General features: G+C 43.3%; 15 protein-coding genes. 7 read left to right on the plus strand and 8 right to left on the minus strand.

From position 1 onward, the window contains the following. Positions 1 to 138: 138 nt before the first annotated feature. Both KKZ03_RS17935 and KKZ03_RS17940 read right to left on the minus strand, forming a co-directional pair. Positions 139 to 720, minus strand: coding sequence for a hypothetical protein (locus KKZ03_RS17935; protein ID WP_243218149.1), 582 nt, complete (start codon positions 718 to 720; stop codon positions 139 to 141). 67 nt (positions 721 to 787) lie between these two features. Then, complete coding sequence (locus KKZ03_RS17940; RefSeq protein WP_243218150.1) at positions 788 to 3,349, minus strand: ExeM/NucH family extracellular endonuclease; 2,562 nt, start codon at positions 3,347 to 3,349, stop codon at positions 788 to 790. Positions 3,350 to 3,819: 470 nt separating this feature from the next. On the opposite strand from KKZ03_RS17940, the gene KKZ03_RS17945 reads away from it, so the two are divergent. Together KKZ03_RS17945 and KKZ03_RS17950 are read left to right on the plus strand one after the other, a co-directional pair. Next, a complete protein-coding gene (locus KKZ03_RS17945; RefSeq protein ID WP_243218151.1) occupies positions 3,820 to 4,380 on the plus strand; it encodes a VPLPA-CTERM sorting domain-containing protein in 561 nt (186 codons plus the stop codon). A gap of 11 nt (positions 4,381 to 4,391) precedes the next feature. Beyond that, positions 4,392 to 6,164: a bifunctional UDP-sugar hydrolase/5'-nucleotidase gene (locus KKZ03_RS17950; RefSeq protein WP_243218152.1), complete on the plus strand. Its 1,773-nt coding sequence runs from the start codon at positions 4,392 to 4,394 to the stop codon at positions 6,162 to 6,164. Positions 6,165 to 6,351: 187 nt separating this feature from the next. Here KKZ03_RS17950 and KKZ03_RS17955 read toward each other — a convergent pair whose 3' ends face one another. The 4 genes from KKZ03_RS17955 to KKZ03_RS17970 form a co-directional block, all read right to left on the minus strand. Beyond that, a complete protein-coding gene (locus KKZ03_RS17955; protein WP_243218153.1) occupies positions 6,352 to 7,437 on the minus strand; it encodes an AI-2E family transporter in 1,086 nt (361 codons plus the stop codon). Between the two features lie 137 nt (positions 7,438 to 7,574). Beyond that, a complete protein-coding gene (locus KKZ03_RS17960) occupies positions 7,575 to 8,624 on the minus strand; it encodes a succinylglutamate desuccinylase/aspartoacylase family protein (RefSeq protein ID WP_243218154.1) in 1,050 nt (349 codons plus the stop codon). Positions 8,625 to 8,868: 244 nt separating this feature from the next. Further along, positions 8,869 to 10,656 (minus strand): molecular chaperone DnaK, encoded by a 1,788-nt coding sequence (gene dnaK / locus KKZ03_RS17965; protein ID WP_243218155.1) that lies wholly within the window; start codon positions 10,654 to 10,656, stop codon positions 8,869 to 8,871. Next, positions 10,653 to 11,741: a GvpL/GvpF family gas vesicle protein gene (locus tag KKZ03_RS17970; protein ID WP_243218156.1), complete on the minus strand. Its 1,089-nt coding sequence runs from the start codon at positions 11,739 to 11,741 to the stop codon at positions 10,653 to 10,655. The genes dnaK and KKZ03_RS17970 overlap by 4 nt, the downstream gene beginning before the upstream one ends. A gap of 352 nt (positions 11,742 to 12,093) precedes the next feature. On the opposite strand from KKZ03_RS17970, the gene KKZ03_RS17975 reads away from it, so the two are divergent. From KKZ03_RS17975 to KKZ03_RS17985, 3 genes are all read left to right on the plus strand, one after another. Further along, the gene (locus KKZ03_RS17975; protein ID WP_243218157.1) at positions 12,094 to 12,435 is read left to right on the plus strand and encodes a DUF4870 domain-containing protein; all 342 of its coding nucleotides are present in this window, start codon (positions 12,094 to 12,096) and stop codon (positions 12,433 to 12,435) included. Positions 12,436 to 12,517: 82 nt separating this feature from the next. Continuing rightward, entirely contained in the window at positions 12,518 to 13,702 is a 1,185-nt protein-coding gene (locus KKZ03_RS17980; protein WP_243218158.1) for a DUF2252 family protein, read from the plus strand. A gap of 344 nt (positions 13,703 to 14,046) precedes the next feature. Further along, entirely contained in the window at positions 14,047 to 15,351 is a 1,305-nt protein-coding gene (locus tag KKZ03_RS17985; protein ID WP_243218159.1) for a DUF3422 family protein, read from the plus strand. An 82-nt stretch (positions 15,352 to 15,433) separates the two neighbouring features. On the opposite strand, the gene KKZ03_RS17990 is transcribed toward KKZ03_RS17985, so the two are convergent. Then, positions 15,434 to 15,721: a hypothetical protein gene (locus KKZ03_RS17990; RefSeq protein WP_243218160.1), complete on the minus strand. Its 288-nt coding sequence runs from the start codon at positions 15,719 to 15,721 to the stop codon at positions 15,434 to 15,436. Between the two features lie 488 nt (positions 15,722 to 16,209). Here KKZ03_RS17990 and acnB point away from each other — a divergent pair, with 488 nt between their 5' ends. Next, positions 16,210 to 18,765: a bifunctional aconitate hydratase 2/2-methylisocitrate dehydratase gene (acnB, locus tag KKZ03_RS17995; RefSeq protein WP_243218161.1), complete on the plus strand. Its 2,556-nt coding sequence runs from the start codon at positions 16,210 to 16,212 to the stop codon at positions 18,763 to 18,765. 142 nt (positions 18,766 to 18,907) lie between these two features. Here acnB and KKZ03_RS18000 read toward each other — a convergent pair whose 3' ends face one another. Next, positions 18,908 to 19,576: an alpha/beta hydrolase gene (locus KKZ03_RS18000; protein WP_243218162.1), complete on the minus strand. Its 669-nt coding sequence runs from the start codon at positions 19,574 to 19,576 to the stop codon at positions 18,908 to 18,910. 224 nt (positions 19,577 to 19,800) lie between these two features. On the opposite strand from KKZ03_RS18000, the gene KKZ03_RS18005 reads away from it, so the two are divergent. Beyond that, entirely contained in the window at positions 19,801 to 20,112 is a 312-nt protein-coding gene (locus tag KKZ03_RS18005) for a DUF3301 domain-containing protein (protein ID WP_243218163.1), read from the plus strand. Positions 20,113 to 20,174: the final 62 nt, after the last annotated feature.

Genomic DNA, 20,174 nt, shown 5'->3' on the forward strand with positions numbered 1-20,174 from the left:
AAGCATTAATTTTGAACAACTGGATTATCAATAAAAAAGCGAGTCGGGATCAAGCCGAAATAATGTTCCGGCTTGGTCCCGACTCGCTTGGATAATTTTTCGGATAGCAGGCTTGCCCTGCCTTGCCAGGAGTCTAGCCTAGACGAAACGCTTGCGAAATGCGCTAAAACTCATACCTACCAAACCGCTGATAAAAATCAGCAAGGCAGGAGGTAATGGCACGGCGCTAATAGTAAAGTTGCTACTAACGTTTATTGCTGACCGATCTTGGTTTAAAAAAGTTAAACCTTGATTAAAATCCGATAACTCAGAATCAACAAAAATTGAGACATTACCTGCTGCCAGTGCTTGAAAATGCAAACTTGCCAGGGTTAATGTTTGTCCCACAACTACGTCATTAGTGATAGCGTCATATACCCAACCAGCGGCATTCAGACCATAATTCACTGAATTATCTTCAAACAGCGGATTGATAGTGCTACCGGTAAATGCAAGCAGACCGTTAGTTGAATAGAGGGCATTCAAACCAAAAGCCAGCAGAGAATCGGTTAAGTCATTGGCGAACAGATCATGTACGATAACATCGACATCAAAAGAATCACCGACCTGAACTTGGTTGCTTGCAGTATCCAGAGAAAACGAAATAATGGCGGCATGGCTTGGGGCGATGCTTAAAAGAAACACGGTAACCAGTGTTAAAATTTGAATTAGATTTTTCATGATTTTTATCCAAAATAGGGTTGAGGCTTGTCACCGGAAAGCGACCTGACTTTCCGGTGATGGGCGTTTATTTAACAGCCTTTAAACTGCTGTTATAATTGTTGTAATAGCCATACCAGATTCGATAATCGGCAGCGGATATGCAGCCGATTTTGTCATAGTTGGCTTCCTGGTTAAATCCAAACTGACCGGGACATTTACCAGCCTGCGCTCTTACCAAGCTGGCGTCGTTTGCATCGACATCACCATCGTTATCAAGATCGCCGGGTACAAACAGCTTGATCAACAAAGGATCGTGATCAGATGACCGATAAGCATTTGCCGCATAAAAGCTGCTGATTTGCGCACCGCTTTTAAACTCGGTGTTGTAATCTAGCGCAATCGGTTCATCGGCATTAATGTGCCATTCAGTGATGCCTTTAACTTGCGACGTTAATGCCGCATTGGCCAACGCATGATCAAGGTAACCGGAGGCACCGTCAAATACATAGCTGTAGGCGCTATTGTTACCGATAAATTTTTCTACCAGATTTTGATAGCCGGCATTACGCAATGCAGTGATCGGATCTTCCTTGGCATAAGCATTCAGATCGCCGACAATCAAGGCGTTATCAGAGCCACTATGAGTAGGATCAGCCGATAGCCAAGCTGCTAGTGCTTCAGCTGCATCTGTACGAGTGAGATTGCAATTACCTTGACCATCGCCGGTATCAGGATCGTTAAGATCAAGACAAGCTGAGCCTTTGGATTTAAGGTGATTAACCGCTATAGTCAGCATTTTATTGGATGCTTTGTCCAAAAAGGTCTGTGCCAAAGCGGGACGATTTTTGGTATCGACAAATAACTGATTAACAGAAGAATCCAGAATCGCCACAGAGCCGACTACACTGGCTTTAGCGGGCTTGTAGATGATACCGACGCTAATTTCGTCAGTACCGATTTTACTAACACCAGGGTTAATAAAAGCATAACTTCCGGCTCCGGCCAACTGGTTAAGACCGTTAACCAAATCAGCAATGGCGCTATTGCTACCATAACCATCATTTTCGATTTCCATCAAACCGATGATGTCAGCATTGAGGGCATGGATAGCTGGAATGATTTTATTGCGCTGCCGAGTAAATTCAATAGTTGTAGTGGCGCCACGTGCTGTCGGAAACCCGCCACCAAGACCATTGCCATTGAAGTAGTTAAGTACATTGAAAGCAGAGATACTTAAAGAACCCGGTGTTAATAAGCCCGGTGTTGTCGTGCGATTATTATCCGCCACGAAGGTCAGTGGCTGTGTAGGCAACAGACGATAAACGCTGTAATCATAGGCCAGAATGCCGGTAGCACTCATTACCGTATTGCCGCTACGCAAAGTATTGGCTGCGCTTAAGCCAGTCGGCTCAGGATAAATTACCGGATCCGGATTTTGAGTGCTGGAACCGTCGTCAACCAGTATCTGCTTAAGCAGGTTTTGCGCAGCAACATCAATAGCTGTCTGACCGGGAGCGGCAATTTGGGTTGGCGTCATTAAACGGCCGCCGGTCGACAACAATAATTCGCCATAGCGCGCCAAGGTGTAATTTTCGGTAACCGTTAATACTTGTGGTAAATTGATCAGCATACCTTCCCGCCATTCCGGATTATTGCTGAGGTTTTCAAACGGTAGAGTGACACTGACTGCCGTTGGCAAAGTATTGCCGGTTGAGCAGACATTGACTGAGCTGACAGTTTCCAGACGAGTCATACTGAAGGTTTCGGTAACGGTACCTACGACATGCACTCTGTCACCGACATTAACCGGGCTGTTGGAAGTGATGAACAAGCCTTCAGATGTCGCAGCATTTCCATCGCCTTCATTATCAGTTTGTTGTACAAAAAAGCCGTTCAACTTGGCACTGTCCTGAAAATCGCCGCTGACTACCGCTTCAACATGCGCAATGGAGCCAATTAATGGACTTGCACTACCACTGCCTTGGATGGCACTAATTAAAGTCGCACCCTGACCACATTGAGAAACTGGAGGAGGAGTAGTGCCTCCGCCATTCCCGCCATTAAAGCTTTGACCAGTATTGACAGCGGCAAATGAACTGGCAGAAGCCGAATTCCAGACAAAATCTTCATAGTTGGTGCCGTTGCCTTTTAATTGCAACGATTGACCGACTGGTGCAGAGGTTTCATTCACTCCAATGTTGACTCCGCTCATACCAGCCGCAGCGCCACCAACGGCAACAAAGGTACCTTCATAACTTAAAAACTGCACTACCGTAGTGCCATTTACCAGGGCGATAGCATCTGGTGAGCCGTTTTGTATGCCGTCAGTTGGATAATTAAAGCTCAGCGTACCAAAGCCATTACCAGATTGATCAGTAATCAAACCACTGAGGGCTTTTGTATTGTATACGGCGCCGCCGTTGCCATTATAAAGTACGAGCGACCATCCGCTAAGATTGGTACCTGCCGGGCCGGAAATTTCGATAGCTTCGCCGCTGTCAGTACCGGCATTATCATAGTGAATTTCGTTGATAAAAACCGGGGTAACTGCCTGAGCATTGCCGATAAAGCCGATGGCCCCCACAGCTACCAGTAGTGGATAGCGACTTAAACTTTTTGCGATCATTGTCGTAGTTTCTCTTTGCATTAAAATCGGTTAACAGGCTCTAAGCCCATGGCTTGACTCACAGAAAAAACATTACCAATGACCAGGTAACGCCCACCGAGTGACACTTAACTATCCAACTCCCTTAAATTCTGCAAGCTCGTAAATACTACAAGTTAATTATTTACAAGCCGTTAAGAAACCATGACAGTTTGCGAACAATACGGTGACATGTAATACGAGAAGCTTACATAAATTTATGACGATCAGCTAAAAACCAAAAGCGCTAGTTGCTACAGTTTGGTGAGTTGATAACCTGTTCAGGTGCACACAGCAATATCCTCATACAAAGTACATATGTATTACATTTCATTAAATCGTCTTGAAATGATAATAACGTCATCACAAAAACTCTTCATTATTAGCTCGCTATTTACCAATGCAAAGTACGTGCATTATTTGTCTTTTACCAAACTTAGCACCAATCACTTTTCTTACTGGAAGTAATCTTAATGAACAAAAATAAACTATTTATCGCCGCAGTTTTAATGTCGACACTGTGTGGCCAAGCTGAAGCCGCCTCACTGGTTGCCGATGGCACATGGAACGAATTTGACGTAAGTAAAATGTTGTCAAATTCTGGAAATCTTGAGTGGATAGACTATGAAAGTAATGACGCATTAAGCTTTGATTTTACCTTAACCGGATCAGCCTATTTGAAAGTTGTTGATGGCGGCTTTGCCGGAGATCGTTATAACGTTTACGATAATGGAAATTTGCTGGGGCAAACCTCGGTTGCTGTTAATACTTACCCGGACAGTATAGGCCATGATTTTGATGCAGCGTCTGCTGATTCTAATTTTAGTTACGGTAGCTTTTTGTTAGGCGCCGGCACCCATAGCATCACCGGTCTTCTAAGTCAGTCCGCTTTGGATGATTCAAGCATTGAGCTTAACTCCACATTTGGTGCGGTCAGCCTGACAGCTGTTCCATTGCCTGCCGCTGCCTGGTTGTATTTAACCGGTACTGCACTGATGAGCTTTGTCGCTCGTCGTCGTAAAACTACTCTTTAGGACTGTAACCTATGAAATTGAACAAACTTGCAATAGCTATCGCACTCAGTTTAACTGCGATGAATTGTGCCAATGCAGTTCCCAATAACACCACAACCATCAAAATCATTGCCTTCAATGACTTTCACGGACAAATGGAATCACCGGGTACGCTTCGCCAAACGCCTATCAGTTCAGCAGCATCAAATGTCGCTGTAGGTGGCGTAGATTGGATGGCAGGATATATTGCCAAGCTAAAGAGTCAAAATCCTAATACGGTAGTGGTTTCAGCGGGTGACATCATCGGTGCAACACCGCTCATTTCTGCGCTATTCCATGATGAAGGCACCATTGAAACCATGAACCGTCTAGGATTGGATTTTAATTCAGTCGGTAATCATGAGTTTGACGAAGGCAAAGCTGAACTAAAACGCATGCAAACCGGTGGTTGCCATCCTACTGATTTGAACTCTTGCCGTGGTGTTGACGTTGGCACGCCTGTACCTTTTGAAGGTGCCAAGTTTAAATTTCTAGCTGCCAACGTCGTGGAAACGGCTACCGGTAAAACGATTTTTCCGTCTTATGCAATTAAAGTGGTTGGCGGTATTCGCGTAGGCTTTATCGGCATGACTTTAAAAGAAACACCAACCATTGTTACGCCAAGCGGCGTGGCTGGACTGGAGTTTAAGGATGAAGCTGCAACAGTCAATGCATTGATACCCCAACTGCGTGCACGTGGCGTTGAATCCATCGTAGTGCTGATACATCAAGGTGGAGTTGTCCCGACTACACAAAGCTTTTCAACGATCAATCTGTGCGATGGCGGTCTGAACAACTCCCCTATCAAAACTATCGTTAATCAATTGGATGATGAAGTTGATTTAGTCGTCTCAGGCCACACTCATCAAGCCTATAATTGCCAAATCGCCAACCGGGATGGCCGCATGATCTCGGTCAGCAGTGCAAGCGCTCAAGGCAAAGTATTAACCGATATTAACCTGACTGTTAATAAAGCCACCGGTGAAGTCAGTGCCGTTTCGGCAAATAATATCGTCGTTGATCGCACTAATGCAACCGTAACACCAAATGCTGCGATTAAAACCATTGTTAATAATTACAAAACTATCTCGACTCCTATAGCCAATCGTGTGATCGGCACAGTAAGTGCGACGATTACCAAAACAGTCAACAGTGCTGGTGAATCAGCATTAGGCGATGTGATTGCCGATGCGCAGTTATTAGAAACCCAAGGTGTCGGCTTTGGCGAAACTGTAGTTTCTTTCATGAATCCTGGCGGTATTCGCGCAGATATAAGCTATGCAAACAGCGCAGCAGGCGAAGGTGACGGTAACGTAACTTACAGTGAAGTATTTACCGTGCAACCTTTTGGCAATACGCTTGTTTCTGTGACATTAACGGGTGATCAAATTCACACGTTGCTGGAACAACAGTTCACCGGTTGTACTGTAGGTTATCCAGCCAGTGCACCAGTTGGCGGCCAACCTTTTAACCGTATCCTGCAAGTTTCAACCGGCTTTAGCTATGAATGGAAAGAAAAGGGCACGGCTTGTGATAACGTCGATCCAGCCAGTATTCAAATCAACGGTATCATGGTTGATCCTGCCGCAAACTATCGCGTTTCGATTAATAACTTTATGGCCGACGGCGGCGATCAGCTTTATGTACTCATACAAGGGACAAACCGTCTCGGTGGGGCACTCGATTTAGATGCACTTGAATATTATTTTAGTTCTAATAGTCTGATAGCACCTGGATTGAAAAATCGCATTACCTTATTACCATAACCTTACCTAAGATAAATTTTTATCTTTAAAAAGCTTGGTTGGCTCCATGAGAGCCGGCCAGGCTTTTTTTGTGCTGGCAACAAAGCCTTTTACGTAAAGGCTTGTGTCACATTCCAACCATAGAACCATGATTTAATTAAGTCCGTTAAGCGTGCATAAAATAAAGTCACTTAATCAACTTCGGACGCTATAACGACTCAGAGGATGAATCGGTATTAAGCCATAACAAAAACAGCTCGTAACCAAGCGCCAAAATAACCGCACCAATAAACAGGCCGATAACGCCCGAACTGAGAAGACCGCCAATTGCGCCGATAAAAATAACTGCCAACGGTGTCTTAACGCCTCGACCCAGCAGGATTGGTTTAAGAATATTATCTATTAAACTAAGAGGAATGGCCCAGACCAAAAAAGCTACAGCAGTAAACGTATCAGCGTTGTAAAACAGGTAAATAATTACCGGGATCAAGATCGGAGCAGTACCAATCTGGGCTATAGAAAAAATCAGACAAAGCAGAGCCCAAAGACCTGCAGCTGGCAGACCCACAACCATAAAACTGATCCCTGCAAGTAAACTTTGAATGACTGCAACGCCTAAAATACCGTTAGCCACACTGCGTACCGTCGCTTCTGCCAAGTCGGCAAGATCAGCACCTTTTTCATCAGCAAGCCGATAAGTAATAGCACGAGCGACTCGATTACTGCCACTGGAATTAGCCAATAATACGCCGGCAATAATGATGGCAACTATAAAATGTAAAATGGCAAGACCCGCACCGGTTGCCGCTGATAATAGCCAGCTACCGATAACTTTAAATGCCGGTGTGAGTTGTTGCAAAGCATTATCGATGTTTTGTGAGGCCAGCAACCAAAACTTGGCTAGCGGTTTACCGATAATCATTATGTTGCCAAGATTTTCGGGCGGCGGTGGAATTGACAGCGAGCCATCTTTTATTTTCTCTGCCAACATTTTTATCCCGTCAATCAGCGTATCAGTCAGCAGTACGGTAGGGACTATTAATATTATCAGGAAGATGAAAGTAAAGACCGTAGCCGCAAGTTTGTGCCTTTCACCGAGAATTGTTCGCAGTCGACTGTAAAGTGGATGAGCCGCAATGGCAATAATAATCCCCCAGATTATCGGCGCGATAAAAGGCTCAACGATCTTGAAACACCAGACCGTAATGATGAGCAACAGAGCTATTCGGATAGTCGCTTCAAGTGATTTGTGGATAAAAACCCGGTCGCTTGGGGAAAGATTGGAATCATTCATAATGAGTTTCTTAGGTAAATTATAATTTCAGGAAGGTAAATGCTCTTGCAAACGTACTTATATATATTTTACTTAGGGGTTACCGTTTTTCTATGTTGTTAGCGATTTTTGAAGACAGATTACAAAACAACCTTCCATTAAACAATAGCTAACTCCTCATAGTCATTATTATCTTCCGGTAGAATATCATCGTGAAAGTTTTCTACCTGCTCAGCAACTTCCCTGGAATCTTCAAATTTTGCAATATGGTAGACAGCCTCGCCTTCATGCACCAGAGGTATTTCACTACGACCTATAATAATGCCGCTAAATGGTGAGATAACTTCGATCTCAAGACTGGAAACCGGATCGCTAATCATACCCAACAAATCATTCTTTGCGACTCGACAGCCCAATGATTTCAGGGTACGAAAAATACCGCTACCGGGTGCCCTTATCCAGCTACTGGAACGAGCGATATAGGGTTCTTTGGCAGTAGCAATTTTACGATTTTTTCTGCCGGCAATCATGCCCAAATGACGCATCACATTTAGAATTCCCCTTACGCCGGCACGGATTGATACTTCATCGAAACGCAAAGCTTCACCCGCTTCATACAGCAACATGGGAATGCCTAGCTCAGCTGCTGATTCTCTTAATGAGCCATCACGCAGATTGGCATTAATCAAGACGGGAACATTAAACGCCTTGGCCAAGGACAATGTTGTTTCATCATCCAGATTGGCACGTATTTGCGGCAAGTTGCTACGATGAATGGCACCCGTATGTAAATCAATACCATGTGTGCTGTTTGCCACAATTTCACTCATAAACAGATCCGCTATTCGTGAGGCCAGTGCTCCGGATTTGGAGCCAGGGAAAGAACGGTTCAAATCTCGCCGATCCGGCAAATATCGCGAATGATGAATAATGCCATAAACATTCACCATGGGGATCGCGATTAATGTTCCGGTTATGCGTTTTAAGGCGAGGGCTTTTAAAAGACGACGAATAATTTCGACACCATTTAGCTCATCGCCGTGTATTGCCGCACAAATAAATAATCGGGGACCGGATTTTTTGCCATGGATAATGTGCACCGGCATAGTCATCGGTGTATGCGTGTACAACGGCGGCAAGGGTAAATCAATAAAAACACTGGTATCAGGTAAAACGATTTGGCCGCTAATAGTCAAGATCTGTTGCATATAATGAATATTTATCGCAACTATGGCGATGGATTGTTAATTAATAAGGCGATATCCAAGAATGAATATACCCAAGTGGTGCAGGATTTTTGTTTATTTTCAAGGCGGAAAAATAGGCGCGTAGCTGGCTACGTAACTATTTTGACAACGCAGAAAATAAAAAAAAGACCAGCGAATTGGGTCTATTTTTCTCAGGAAATCGCCTAAGTACGCCTTAACTTACCAGCTTTTGTTACGGTCATAATTATTTTTTGTGTTTTAGGACTTGAGCGGCATATACCAAAGCGGCAATACCAGTACGAATTGTACCTATATCAACACCTTTGATTAATTCCCGTAATTTTGTCATTTGCTCTCTGATTATTAATTCCTCGGACTCCGTTATTTGAGTGTAATAAATATTCAATGAGAGTTCGATTTCAGAAGCAAGGACTTCGGCGTGGTTACGCACGTCCGCAAGTTCGCGCAGTCTGTGTGTTGCCTCGGCATAATCCTCGGCACGTTTTATCATACGGCTAATTTCATTCTCACCAAGGCTGGTGCTACCTTCGATTCTTATCTGCTGCTCGTTACCGGAGACGATATCTTCGGCCATTACAGTGATGATTCCATTGGCATCAATATCGAAGGTAACATCAATCTCAAGCAAACCACGCCGCACTGGTGGCAAGTCAACAAGCACGAACGTACCTAACGATTTATTAAAGGCAGCCATCTCCGACTCACCTTGGAGAACGTGAATTTCTACCGAGTCCTGATTATCCTCGGCCGTTGTAAATGTTTGTGTTTTACGCGTTGGAATACTGGTATTTCGCTCAATCAGTTTCGTGAAGACACCACCCTTGGTCTCTATCCCCAACGAAAGCGAAGTGACATCAAGTAACAGAACATTGGTAATTTCCCCACAGAGAACCCCAGCCTGAATTGCCGCACCAATAGCAACGACCTCATCGGGATTAATGTCCTGGTGCGGCTCTTTACCGATCAACGCCCTAACTTTGTCCTGAATAGCCGGCATACGGGTCATGCCACCAACAAGTACGACGTGATCAATCGCCTCGGCGTTAATGTTTGCATCAGCGAGGGCCTGCATAACCGGCCTTACAATACGGGCGATCAGGGCTGCGCTTAGTTCGTTTAACTGGGCACGGGTAAGTTCGAAGTTAAGGTGCTTTGGGCCTGCTGCTGTAGTTGAAATGGACGGCAGATTAATATGCGTCACCAGCACCGTTGAGAGTTCAATTCTGGCTTTCTCTGCAGCAGCATAAAGGCGCAACATGGCAAGCGGATCTTTGGCCAAATCACATGCTTGCTCACGATTAAACTTGTCAAGTAACCAATCAACGATAGCTTTATCAAAGTTATCGCCACCCAAATGGTTATCACCGCTGGTAGCCTTAACCTTGAACAGGCCGGCATCAAGCTCAAGGATTGAAACATCAAAAGTACCGCCACCGAGATCAAAGACAAGAATCATCTGGTTAGCTGTTTTATCCAGTCCGTAGGCGAGCGAAGCGGCAGTCGGCTCGTTAATAACGCGCAGCACATTAAGCCCGGCGATTCTTCCGGCATCCCGGGTGGCTTTGCGCTGTGCATCATTAAAATAAGCAGGGACAGTAATGACAGCCTCATTCACGCAATCACCCAAATAAGTCTCGGCATCAGTTTTCAATTTCTGCAGGATCATTGCACTGATCTCTTGAGGTGCGTACGTTATCCCTTTAACAGTAACGATAACATCACCGCCATCAGCTTTTCCGACAGGATAGGCAACAATGGCAATTTCCTCGGCGACCTCATCCCACTGGCGACCCATAAAGCGTTTTATTGAAGTGATGGTGTCCTTTGGGTTATCGGCATGCTGTTGCTTGGCAGATAAGCCTACCAGCCGTTGCCCGTCTTGTGTGAAAGCAACCACGGACGGCGTCGTCCGCTCGCCCTCTGCGTTCGGAATAATGAGTGGCTTTCCGCAAACAAGCACAGCCATGCAACTATTCGTAGTTCCAAGATCAATGCCGATTGCCTTATTCATACAGCGGACTCAGATTTATTGATGCGAGCCAACACCGCGCCCTTGTTATCAACAATAAAAGATTTCTCGACGGCCTCCTTGTTAAAAGAGTATTCATTAAACTTTAATGGCTCCCCAAATTTTGGCAAACTATGACAATACGCGCTAACAATTTCGTAGGCTTCAACGATGTCTTTGGTACGTTGCGCAGCTTTTGTGTCATCAGGATTTCTATCTGGATGATTAGCCAAAAGCAACTGTCGATAAGCCGATTTTATACTCTCCCAGGAAGCCTGCTCGGGTAACTGCAATAGCTTTCGTGACTTGTCTACCATCAAAAAATTACCTTGATTCAACTCGATATTAACAAAACTATACACTGGCAAGGGTCCTATATAACGAAAAGTTAAATAATCTTCAAGCTCAGTCGCTATAGCGTCAACAGAATCGTCAAATAATGACTCCTGCTTTTTTTCAACCAGATAACTTCTGTTAAAAATCATTGCCTCTGTTTTGAGTGGTGCATCCAGATAGTCTTTTGATAGCGGTGATAACGTGCCATGGATATCCGCAACCAACTTACGCTTTTTCACCTCAGCTGCTTCAAAAAGCAGCTTGCCAGTCTGTACCGCGTCTGTACCCGCCAAGTCAGGATTGCTTTTGACGATATCCTGAAGTATCTTTGGCAGCTCCCACGAGGCTTGAATTACCAGCTCCATCGTCCCTTGCAATCTGTCAAGGCAGCTTCTTAATTGAATATAAGCCTGCTCCAGAACCTTTTCAACCGCTTCATTACTGCTGGCTGTAAAACCGAATTTTAGTGGCAGCATTCCACCGCTGCCGATCTTTTCAAAGAGGAACGAATTGACCTGTTGATACTTTAGCAGATATGCCTTGTAACTTTCTTGTTGTTGTTCGGTTATTCCTTCAAGCGGCAAATCAGGAACGAGTTGGTCAATATCGATGGCGCTCACAACTGCGGCAATATCCCGGTAACAGACAACTTCAAGAGGTGCCGCATTAATTCCGCCCGCCTGGTATTGAGCCAAGTCCGGCATTTCTGAGCGATTATCGATTGTCGCATAAATAAAGCGCTTTAATTCCATACCTGTTACCTCACAACTAACGGATAAAAAATGCAATTATTCACGGCGGTTTTACCGCCATGCCCTAACCATTATAATTCCATGACCAAGCTCAGGAAATCCGATAAGCTTGCCTCCATTTTTGGAGCATGATGCGCTTGGGGCGAAACACTGTCAAACCGGGATTGGTTCAGATGACAAAATTGCCTTGATTTAAATGAGTTTGATAAAGTGCAACCTGTCTTGCTTTTGGTCGATACCAATATTGCAAAGAAATTTTCTGTCACGGAAATACTGGTATTATAGGGATTTATAGCCAACTAAAGCTCCAGATTTCTGTTCCTGAAATTGATCAATATCTCAAGGAGAAAAGATGAATAACCTAAATTATGATAGCAATTCAGAGACCGATAGACTCATTGTCGTCGCGACTCATCTTGGTGGTATTTTTTTTGGATTTTTACCATCGTTATTGGTCTATCTGGTCAAAAATGATGGCTGGATCAAAGAGAATGCAAAAAACGCACTCAACTGGCAACTAACAACACTTATTTATTACGGCATTAGCTGGATTCTGGTAGTGGTACTTATCGGACTATTTTTACCCTGGCTAATAGTGGTTTTAAATATGGTTTTTTGCTTGGTTGCGGCAGTTCGTTCGAGCAAAGGCGAGGCATATAGATACCCGCTGACCATTGAATTTATTAAATTTTGATGCTTAGCTGGTGCACCGGCAGGTGTCTGCATTGGTTGCAGAGTAGCGAACCTCGTTATATTTTTAAAACGGACTTAAATCAATGAAAATACCTACTCCCGACGAGCGCCATGCCCTATTGATTGCAAGACGCAATAAAAAAATGGCTCGTTCGCCTCATGCCTATATGCGTGGTAATACTGCCCAGTATTACGAATGGCTGCACAGTCAACGTGGTCATTCCTTGCCACATGGACCGGCTATTTGGATTTGTGGTGATTGCCATCTTGGTAATATTGGTCCGCTAGCCGATATTCATGGCAAGGTCGATGTACAAATACGCGACTTTGATCAGACGGTTATTGGTAATCCGGCACATGACCTTTTAAGGCTTGCCCTGTCATTGGCAACAGCAGCCCAAGGCTCAAACCTGCCAGGAGTAGTTACAGCACATATGCTTGAGCACATGATGGAAGGTTATGAACAAGCCCTCGGCACAGATGAGGAGCGAGTCTTTATCAAAAAACCTGATTTGGTAAAAATAGTTATGCGTGGCGCGGTCAAGCGCACTTGGAAAAAGCTTGCCAAGGAACGCACGGTCAATACACAATCAGAAATTCTGCAAGGGAAAAAATTCTGGCCACTATCCAAAGCCGAGAAAAATGGCATCAGGCAATTATTTGAAACCCCAAAAATATTAGCGTTGGTCACTAAATTAAAGTCGCGCGACAGTGATGCCAAGATTGAGGTATTGGATGCGGCTTACTGGGTAAAAGGTTGTAGCTCATTGGGCTTGATGCGCTATGCAGTTTTGGTCAGTGTTGATAGGGATGACTATTGCCTTATCGATATTAAAGAAGCCGTACATTCAGCCGCTCCGCGTTATCAACATGTCAGCATGCCTCGCCATAATGCAGTGCGTGTCGTTGAAGGAGTGAGTCAAATGTCGCCTGCTTTGGGTGAGCGTATCATTGCCCAACGTTTCCTGGATCATGGCGTATTTATTCGCGAACTGTTACCACAAGATCTTAAGCTCGATCTTGATCAAATGAGTATAAATGAAGCTATTTGTATGGCAAATTATCTTGCCTATGTTGTTGGTTGTGCACATGCCAGGCAAATGGATGACATTACCCGCAAAAGCTGGCGCCGTGAACTGAAGCTCAATCAAGGAAAGTCACGCAACACGCCGACCTGGTTATGGAAAAGTGTTGTGCAGTTAATGGCTAGTCACGAAGCCGGTTATTTGGATCATTGCCATAAATATGCTTTACCCTTGGATGATTGATAAATTCAGCTGCAGGCACTATAAAACCTGAGTTGTCATTTTGGGTTATGTTAGGTAACATAATTTACCTGCAAGCAAAATAATTTTATCTGCTGTTGTGCACAGGACTCACCGCACAAGTTACAGAAAATTTTCGATTATTTAAGATAATTTTTTATGGAAAACACCTTCAAAAATAATTTTTTCATTCATTTACTGCATTGTCAAAATAGTTACATGGCCAGCTACATGGCTATTTTATAGCTGTGAAGACAAATAAAAATCCTGTGCTACTTGGGCATATTTTTCCTGGATATCACCTAAATAATTGATCCAGATAAAACTAAAGAGACTATAAATTAGCTGTGACGACTTTATTCCCGATTCCTGAAAATCATCCGCAACGCTTTGTTCTTCACAATGAAGTTCACGCCAGAGCGCCTTTTATGCTCAATTTACCGGTTAGAGCCAGTCATCTTGCGTTATTACTGTCCAGTGATGAAAAGTTGCAGGAACGTCAGCACTTGATCATGCTCTGTGAAAGATTTGGTGTGGCTCCGCCCGAAAAAGAAGTGGATCATTTTAGTGCCAGCTTTAATTCTTTTCAGATACGCTGGGAACAACACGGCGAGTTTAGTACTTACAGTTTTTATGTACATGATACCCCTAAAGATCCTTTTATGGATTCTGCCTTAAAAAAAGTGCCAGTGGATTGGTTAGCGGCACTAACCGGACAAGTTATTGTTGCAGCACATGCAACCATTGTCTGTGCCGACGATATTAATTATGAAGAAAGTACGGATTTAGGTGCACTCTCGGTTTACTTTGCCGGAAACTCTATTATAGGCTCTAAAGTAACCGGTGAGGCAGCCTCAGTGTTTACAGATTTCCGGATACATATTGATGGATTTAGTCGTTTTTTAGTTATTAATAACGACTTAAGAGCCGAGCAGGCAGGACGCTTATTACAACGGTTATTTGAAATTGAAGTCTATCGGGTGATGGCATTACTGGCTTTTCCTATCGCTCGCAAACTTTATCCGGCCTTAAATAAGGCCGATCGCCAACTGTATACCATTACCAACGCAATGACCCTGCCTGATAATAATGATGCTGAATTATTGGATGAGTTAACCACTTTGGCTGCTGAAGTTGAAAACTATATATCCGGTAATCATTTTCGCTTTGCCGCTGCCAGCGCCTATTATCAATTAGTGGAACATCGCATTAATGATTTACGTGAGGTTAGAATTCAAGGTATTCAGACTTTGGGTGAATTTACCAAACGGCGACTGGAGCCGGCGATTAATACTTGCGAATCTGTTTCGCACCGTTTTACCCTGTTATCAGAACGTGTCAGTAACGCCAGCCAATTATTGCGAACAAAAGTTGATATTGTTATCGAGCGACAAAATCAGGGCTTACTCACGTCTATGGCTTTACGTGCAAAAATGCAATTGCGCATGCAGCAAATGGTTGAAGGTATATCGATAGTTGCCATTACTTACTATCTGGCCGGCCTGATTGGTAAAATAGCCGAAGCACTCAATATTCTTGGCTGGAAAGTCAACCCAGAGCTTATTGAAGGTATTTCTGTACCCTTTATTTTGATTGTTATTGGCATTAGCACTAAACGTATCCATAAAATTATTGCCAATACCACTGAATAATCCGCTTACAGGTTATCAACTTAACAAATTGATAATTGCCTTGGCAGTACCTGCTTTTGTTAACAATAAAAAACGCTTTTTCTTACAATACAGGAAGTGTCAGGGCAAAAACAAAAGCAATTATCACAAAAACAGTAAATAGTGCCTTTTTAGACAGTCCTGCTTTTATCCTATTGAATTCGTTCAGTAACTCTTGCTTTTTATCATCTGCAGCCAGTATCCGTTTGCAATAGCCACGAAACGAGTGCCTTTCTTCATTGGCTTCTTCTTCGGCAATAAGCTCTGCTATTGTCGGGTAAAAACTTCCGCATTCAGGACACCGAATATCAAAGCTCTCACGTTTATAGCCACACGCTAGACATTTATGCATTTCGTACTCCTAAAAATAAATTTCATAAAACCAAGGTGTGCATAGCAGACCCTAAAGGTAAGATAAAACTTATCATGATAAACATATACCCATTAGCGGGTTAACATACCATTATCGTCATTAAAAATCAGATCCTGTTGAAAAATATTTTTCGCAAAAAAAAATTTAATGTAGCGCTATGAGTTAAAAACTTATCAATAGCAATAGCATTATTTAAAGGATAGGGATTCATTTTTATCTCTATTAAAATAATTTGCTATCATGGTATCTGTTTTGCTAACTCTTACACTTCACATACAATCATTGTAGATACGGGTTTGGTAATATTGGTCAAGGCTCAATACCATTAATTTAAGAAAACAGACTACTTCTCTCAGGGAAGATAATCGGCATTAGAAAATTTAAAAATATCTCGCGTTTTACTTTATACCTTGTCTGCAGTTCAGTCTGAAAGTTAGGCATTTTAAATAATTTATAAGGAGTTCGTTATGCTGGAACAATACCGCAAACATGTTGAAGAACGCGCCACTGAAGGCGTTGTAGCCAAGCCGCTTGATGCAGAACAAATGGCTGCTTTGGTTGAGCTGATTAAAAATCCACCAGAAGGCGAAGAAGAGTTTATTTTAAATCTGTTGGCTAATCGGGTTCCTGCGGGTGTTGATGAAGCCGCTTATATTAAAGCAGGCTTTCTGGCGGCAATTGCCAAAGGTGAAGTTAGCTCACCTATTTTAACGGCTGCCGATGCAACAGAATTATTGGGTACCATGCTCGGTGGTTATAATATTACGCCTTTAATAGACTTGCTGGATGACCCTGAACTGGGAGCCATCGCCGTTAAAGGCTTGTCTCACACTTTACTAATATTTGATGCCTTTCATGATGTCCAGGAAAAAGCCGATGCAGGCAATGATTTTGCCAAGCAAGTCATTCAATCCTGGGCAGATGCACAATGGTTTACCAGCAAACCACGCGTACCCGAAAAAATGACAGTGACGGTTTTTAAAGTTACCGGTGAAACCAATACTGACGATTTATCGCCGGCCCCTGATGCCTGGTCAAGACCTGATATTCCTCTCCATGCCAAAGCCATGCTAAAAATGCCGAGAGAAGGTATTAATAATGCGGAGCTTCAAATCGAAGTATTGCATGAGAAAGGCTTTCCAGTGGCTTATGTAGGCGATGTAGTGGGCACAGGATCATCGCGCAAATCAGCAACTAATTCGGTATTATGGTACATCGGTAATGATATTCCTTTTATTCCCAATAAACGCGATGGTGGTGTTTGTATCGGTAATAAAATCGCTCCCATTTTCTTCAATACCATGGAAGATTCAGGCGCCTTACCCTTTGAATGTGATGTTACCAGTATGTCCATGGGCGATGTTATCGATATTTATGTCTATGAGGGCGTTATTAAACGTCATGATAGCGATGAAGTTATTTGTACCTTTGCCTTAAAAACCGATGTTATTCTCGATGAGGTTCGTGCCGGAGGACGTATTCCGTTAATTATCGGACGCGGCTTGACTGACCGTGCCCGAAAAGCCTTAGGATTAGAAACCTCTACCGTATTTCTACGTCCGGTTGACAAAAAAGACAGTGGTAAAGGTTACACCTTAGCCCAGAAAATAGTGGGTAAAGCTTGTGGTGTACCTGGCGTTCGTCCGCATACTTACTGTGAACCACGCATGACCACGGTGGGCTCACAGGATACAACCGGCCCGATGACCCGCGATGAATTGAAGGATCTGGCCTGTTTGGGCTTTTCAGCGGATCTGGTATTGCAATCGTTTTGTCACACGGCGGCCTATCCCAAGCCGGTTGATGTGGTTATGCAACATACTCTGCCCGACTTTATAATGAATCGTGGCGGCGTGTCGTTGCGTCCTGGCGACGGCATTATTCATTCCTGGTTAAACCGCATGTTATTGCCGGATACCGTCGGTACAGGCGGAGATTCGCATACCCGCTTCCCGATCGGTATTTCTTTTCCTGCCGGTTCAGGTTTAGTCGCTTTCGCAGCGGCTACAGGCGTTATTCCACTAGACATGCCGGAATCAGTACTGGTCCGTTTTAAAGGTGAAATGCAGCCAGGTATTACACTACGTGATATGGTTAATGCCATCCCTTATGCGGCGATACAACGCGGCTTACTGACCATTGATAAAAAAGGTAAGGAAAATGTCTTTTCGGGACGAATTCTGGAAATCGAAGGTTTGCCCAATTTAAAGGTAGAGCAGGCGTTTGAATTATCCGATGCCTCAGCTGAACGCTCGGCGGGTGGCTGTACAATTCGTTTAAGTGAAGCACCGATACGTGAATATCTTAATTCCAATATCGCGCTACTAAAATGGATGATTACTGAAGGTTATGGCGATGTCCGTACCCTTGAACGTCGCATCAAAAGTATGGAAGAATGGCTGGCTAATCCGGTATTACTGGAGCCTGATGCGGATACTGAATACTTTGAAATCATCGAAATTGATATGAGCGAGATCAAGGAACCGCTACTGGCATGCCCTAATGATCCGGATGATGTAAAAACCCTCTCCGCTGTCGCCGGTACCAAAATTGATGAAGTTTTCCTGGGCTCTTGTATGACTAATGTGGGTCATTTTCGTGCTGCCGGTAAGTTACTTGAAAAACATGACGGTGAATTACCAACGCGGTTGTGGGTTGCTCCTCCCACCAAAATGGATCAAACCCAGTTAACCGAAGAAGGTTATTACAGCACTTTTGGTAAAGCCGGCGCCAGAATGGAAATGCCGGGGTGCTCATTATGTATGGGTAATCAAGCACGAGTAGCTGAAAATTCCACCGTGGTGTCTACATCAACACGAAATTTCCCTAATCGCTTGGGGAATGGTGCCAATGTTTATCTGTCATCTGCCGAACTGGCAGCAGTGTGTTCAATTTTGGGAAAAATTCCCACTTTTGAAGAATATATGCACTACGCCGAACAGATCAGCGAAACCGCTGAAGATACTTATCGATATCTTAATTTTAATCAGATGGCTGCTTATCAACAAAAAGCCGAGGTCTAAAAGACTTAAAGGGATAATAAGCTTGAGCTTAACCGTCCAGAAGGATTGACGGTTAAGCCATTCGTGTAAACTTTATTGACCAAAGAAAAGCTTAACCTTTACAACCCTGTTTACTTTCAGAATGGCTCTATAAAATTAATTGCTAACTGAAGATGCTATTAATAAAAATTGAAATATGTTCTATTTCTTCAGTGCAAACTGAGTGAGCCATCACGTAATCATGCCATTCAATATTATATTCCAAGGCATGCAGTGTATTGAATACGGCTTTACTTGATTCTATAGCCACCACTGTATCCAGTATGCCATGCGCCATAAACACCGGCATAGACTTGTTGACTGTTGGCAGTTCGATTTTTAATTTTTCAAGGGTAGGTAAATAAGCCGAAAGTGTAACAACTCCAGCCAGCTTATGTGGAAAATTTAGCCCGGTATGCAACGCAATCACCCCGCCTTGAGAAAATCCAGCCAATAAAATATGCTCTGAAGGAATGCCTTTAGCCATTTCTTGATCAATCAATTGTGTCAGTAGTTTTTCTGATTGGTAAATCCCCGCCAGATCAACTTTTCTCTCCAGTGAAGCTTCCAAAATATCGTACCAGGCACGCATATGCATTCCGCCATTAATGGTAATTGGCTGAATAGGCGCATTGGGGAAAATAAAATGAATATTAGGTGCCGCGTTAACAGATAATTGCGAGGCGACATCTTCAAAATCGTGCCCGTCAGCACCTAATCCATGTAGCCAGATGACAGAGTATTTGTGCGCTGATTCCGGCTGAATTTCTATTGTACTAAGTTCAGAATACATAGGTATTTTTCCATAAAATCTATAAAATTAATCAAAGTGCCTTGGCGTAAATTACCGTCCAAAACTCCCTTCCTATTTAGGAAAGTCAGAATTATTAAACACCAAGGCCAAACAATATAATACTTACAACTGTAATAACTACCGTAACAACATCGCTTACTTTAATAGTGGGCTTGCATTAAGTAGAATATACGATTCTAACGGTTCATATCAAATTCTAAACCATGTTAAGCGATATTATTTTAATAAGTTTTATATGTCTGGCATACGGATACTGGTTTAATTCCCAGAAAGCCAAAGAAATTGCGCTTAAAATAGCTAGCGCCCATTGCCTGTCAATGGAGGTTCAAATGCTGGATGGTTATGTAGCATTAAATGGTATTGGGCTAAAAAGAAACAAGGCAGGAAAAATAAGCTTGCGGCGATCATTTCTGTTTGAGTTTTCATCGACCGGTAATGAGCGCTATAACGGGAATGTATTAATGCTGGGTCGTAAAGTCGAGTCCATATATATGGATCCGTATCGAATTGAATAAACCAGCCCATTGTATTGATCGATATTATTGCTATTGCACCCTGTTGAAATTTAAGGTGCACT

This window comes from Methylobacter sp. S3L5C (assembly GCF_022788635.1).
Taxonomy (GTDB): Bacteria; Pseudomonadota; Gammaproteobacteria; order Methylococcales; family Methylomonadaceae; genus Methylobacter_C.

Excerpts from the sequence above, each read along its gene's own strand:
- KKZ03_RS17980 (WP_243218158.1), top strand. The coding sequence starts at position 12,518 with ATGAAAATACCTACTCCCGACGAGCGCCATGCCCTATTGATTGCAAGA.
- KKZ03_RS17970 (WP_243218156.1), bottom strand. The coding sequence starts at position 11,741 with ATGGAATTAAAGCGCTTTATTTATGCGACAATCGATAATCGCTCAGAA.
- KKZ03_RS17945 (WP_243218151.1), top strand. The coding sequence starts at position 3,820 with ATGAACAAAAATAAACTATTTATCGCCGCAGTTTTAATGTCGACACTG.
- KKZ03_RS17975 (WP_243218157.1), top strand. The coding sequence starts at position 12,094 with ATGAATAACCTAAATTATGATAGCAATTCAGAGACCGATAGACTCATT.
- KKZ03_RS17950 (WP_243218152.1), top strand. The coding sequence starts at position 4,392 with ATGAAATTGAACAAACTTGCAATAGCTATCGCACTCAGTTTAACTGCG.
- KKZ03_RS18005 (WP_243218163.1), top strand. The coding sequence starts at position 19,801 with ATGTTAAGCGATATTATTTTAATAAGTTTTATATGTCTGGCATACGGA.
- KKZ03_RS17935 (WP_243218149.1), bottom strand. The coding sequence starts at position 720 with ATGAAAAATCTAATTCAAATTTTAACACTGGTTACCGTGTTTCTTTTA.
- dnaK (WP_243218155.1), bottom strand. The coding sequence starts at position 10,656 with ATGAATAAGGCAATCGGCATTGATCTTGGAACTACGAATAGTTGCATG.
- KKZ03_RS17960 (WP_243218154.1), bottom strand. The coding sequence starts at position 8,624 with ATGCAACAGATCTTGACTATTAGCGGCCAAATCGTTTTACCTGATACC.
- KKZ03_RS18000 (WP_243218162.1), bottom strand. The coding sequence starts at position 19,576 with ATGTATTCTGAACTTAGTACAATAGAAATTCAGCCGGAATCAGCGCAC.
- KKZ03_RS17940 (WP_243218150.1), bottom strand. The coding sequence starts at position 3,349 with ATGCAAAGAGAAACTACGACAATGATCGCAAAAAGTTTAAGTCGCTAT.
- acnB (WP_243218161.1), top strand. The coding sequence starts at position 16,210 with ATGCTGGAACAATACCGCAAACATGTTGAAGAACGCGCCACTGAAGGC.
- KKZ03_RS17990 (WP_243218160.1), bottom strand. The coding sequence starts at position 15,721 with ATGCATAAATGTCTAGCGTGTGGCTATAAACGTGAGAGCTTTGATATT.
- KKZ03_RS17955 (WP_243218153.1), bottom strand. The coding sequence starts at position 7,437 with ATGAATGATTCCAATCTTTCCCCAAGCGACCGGGTTTTTATCCACAAA.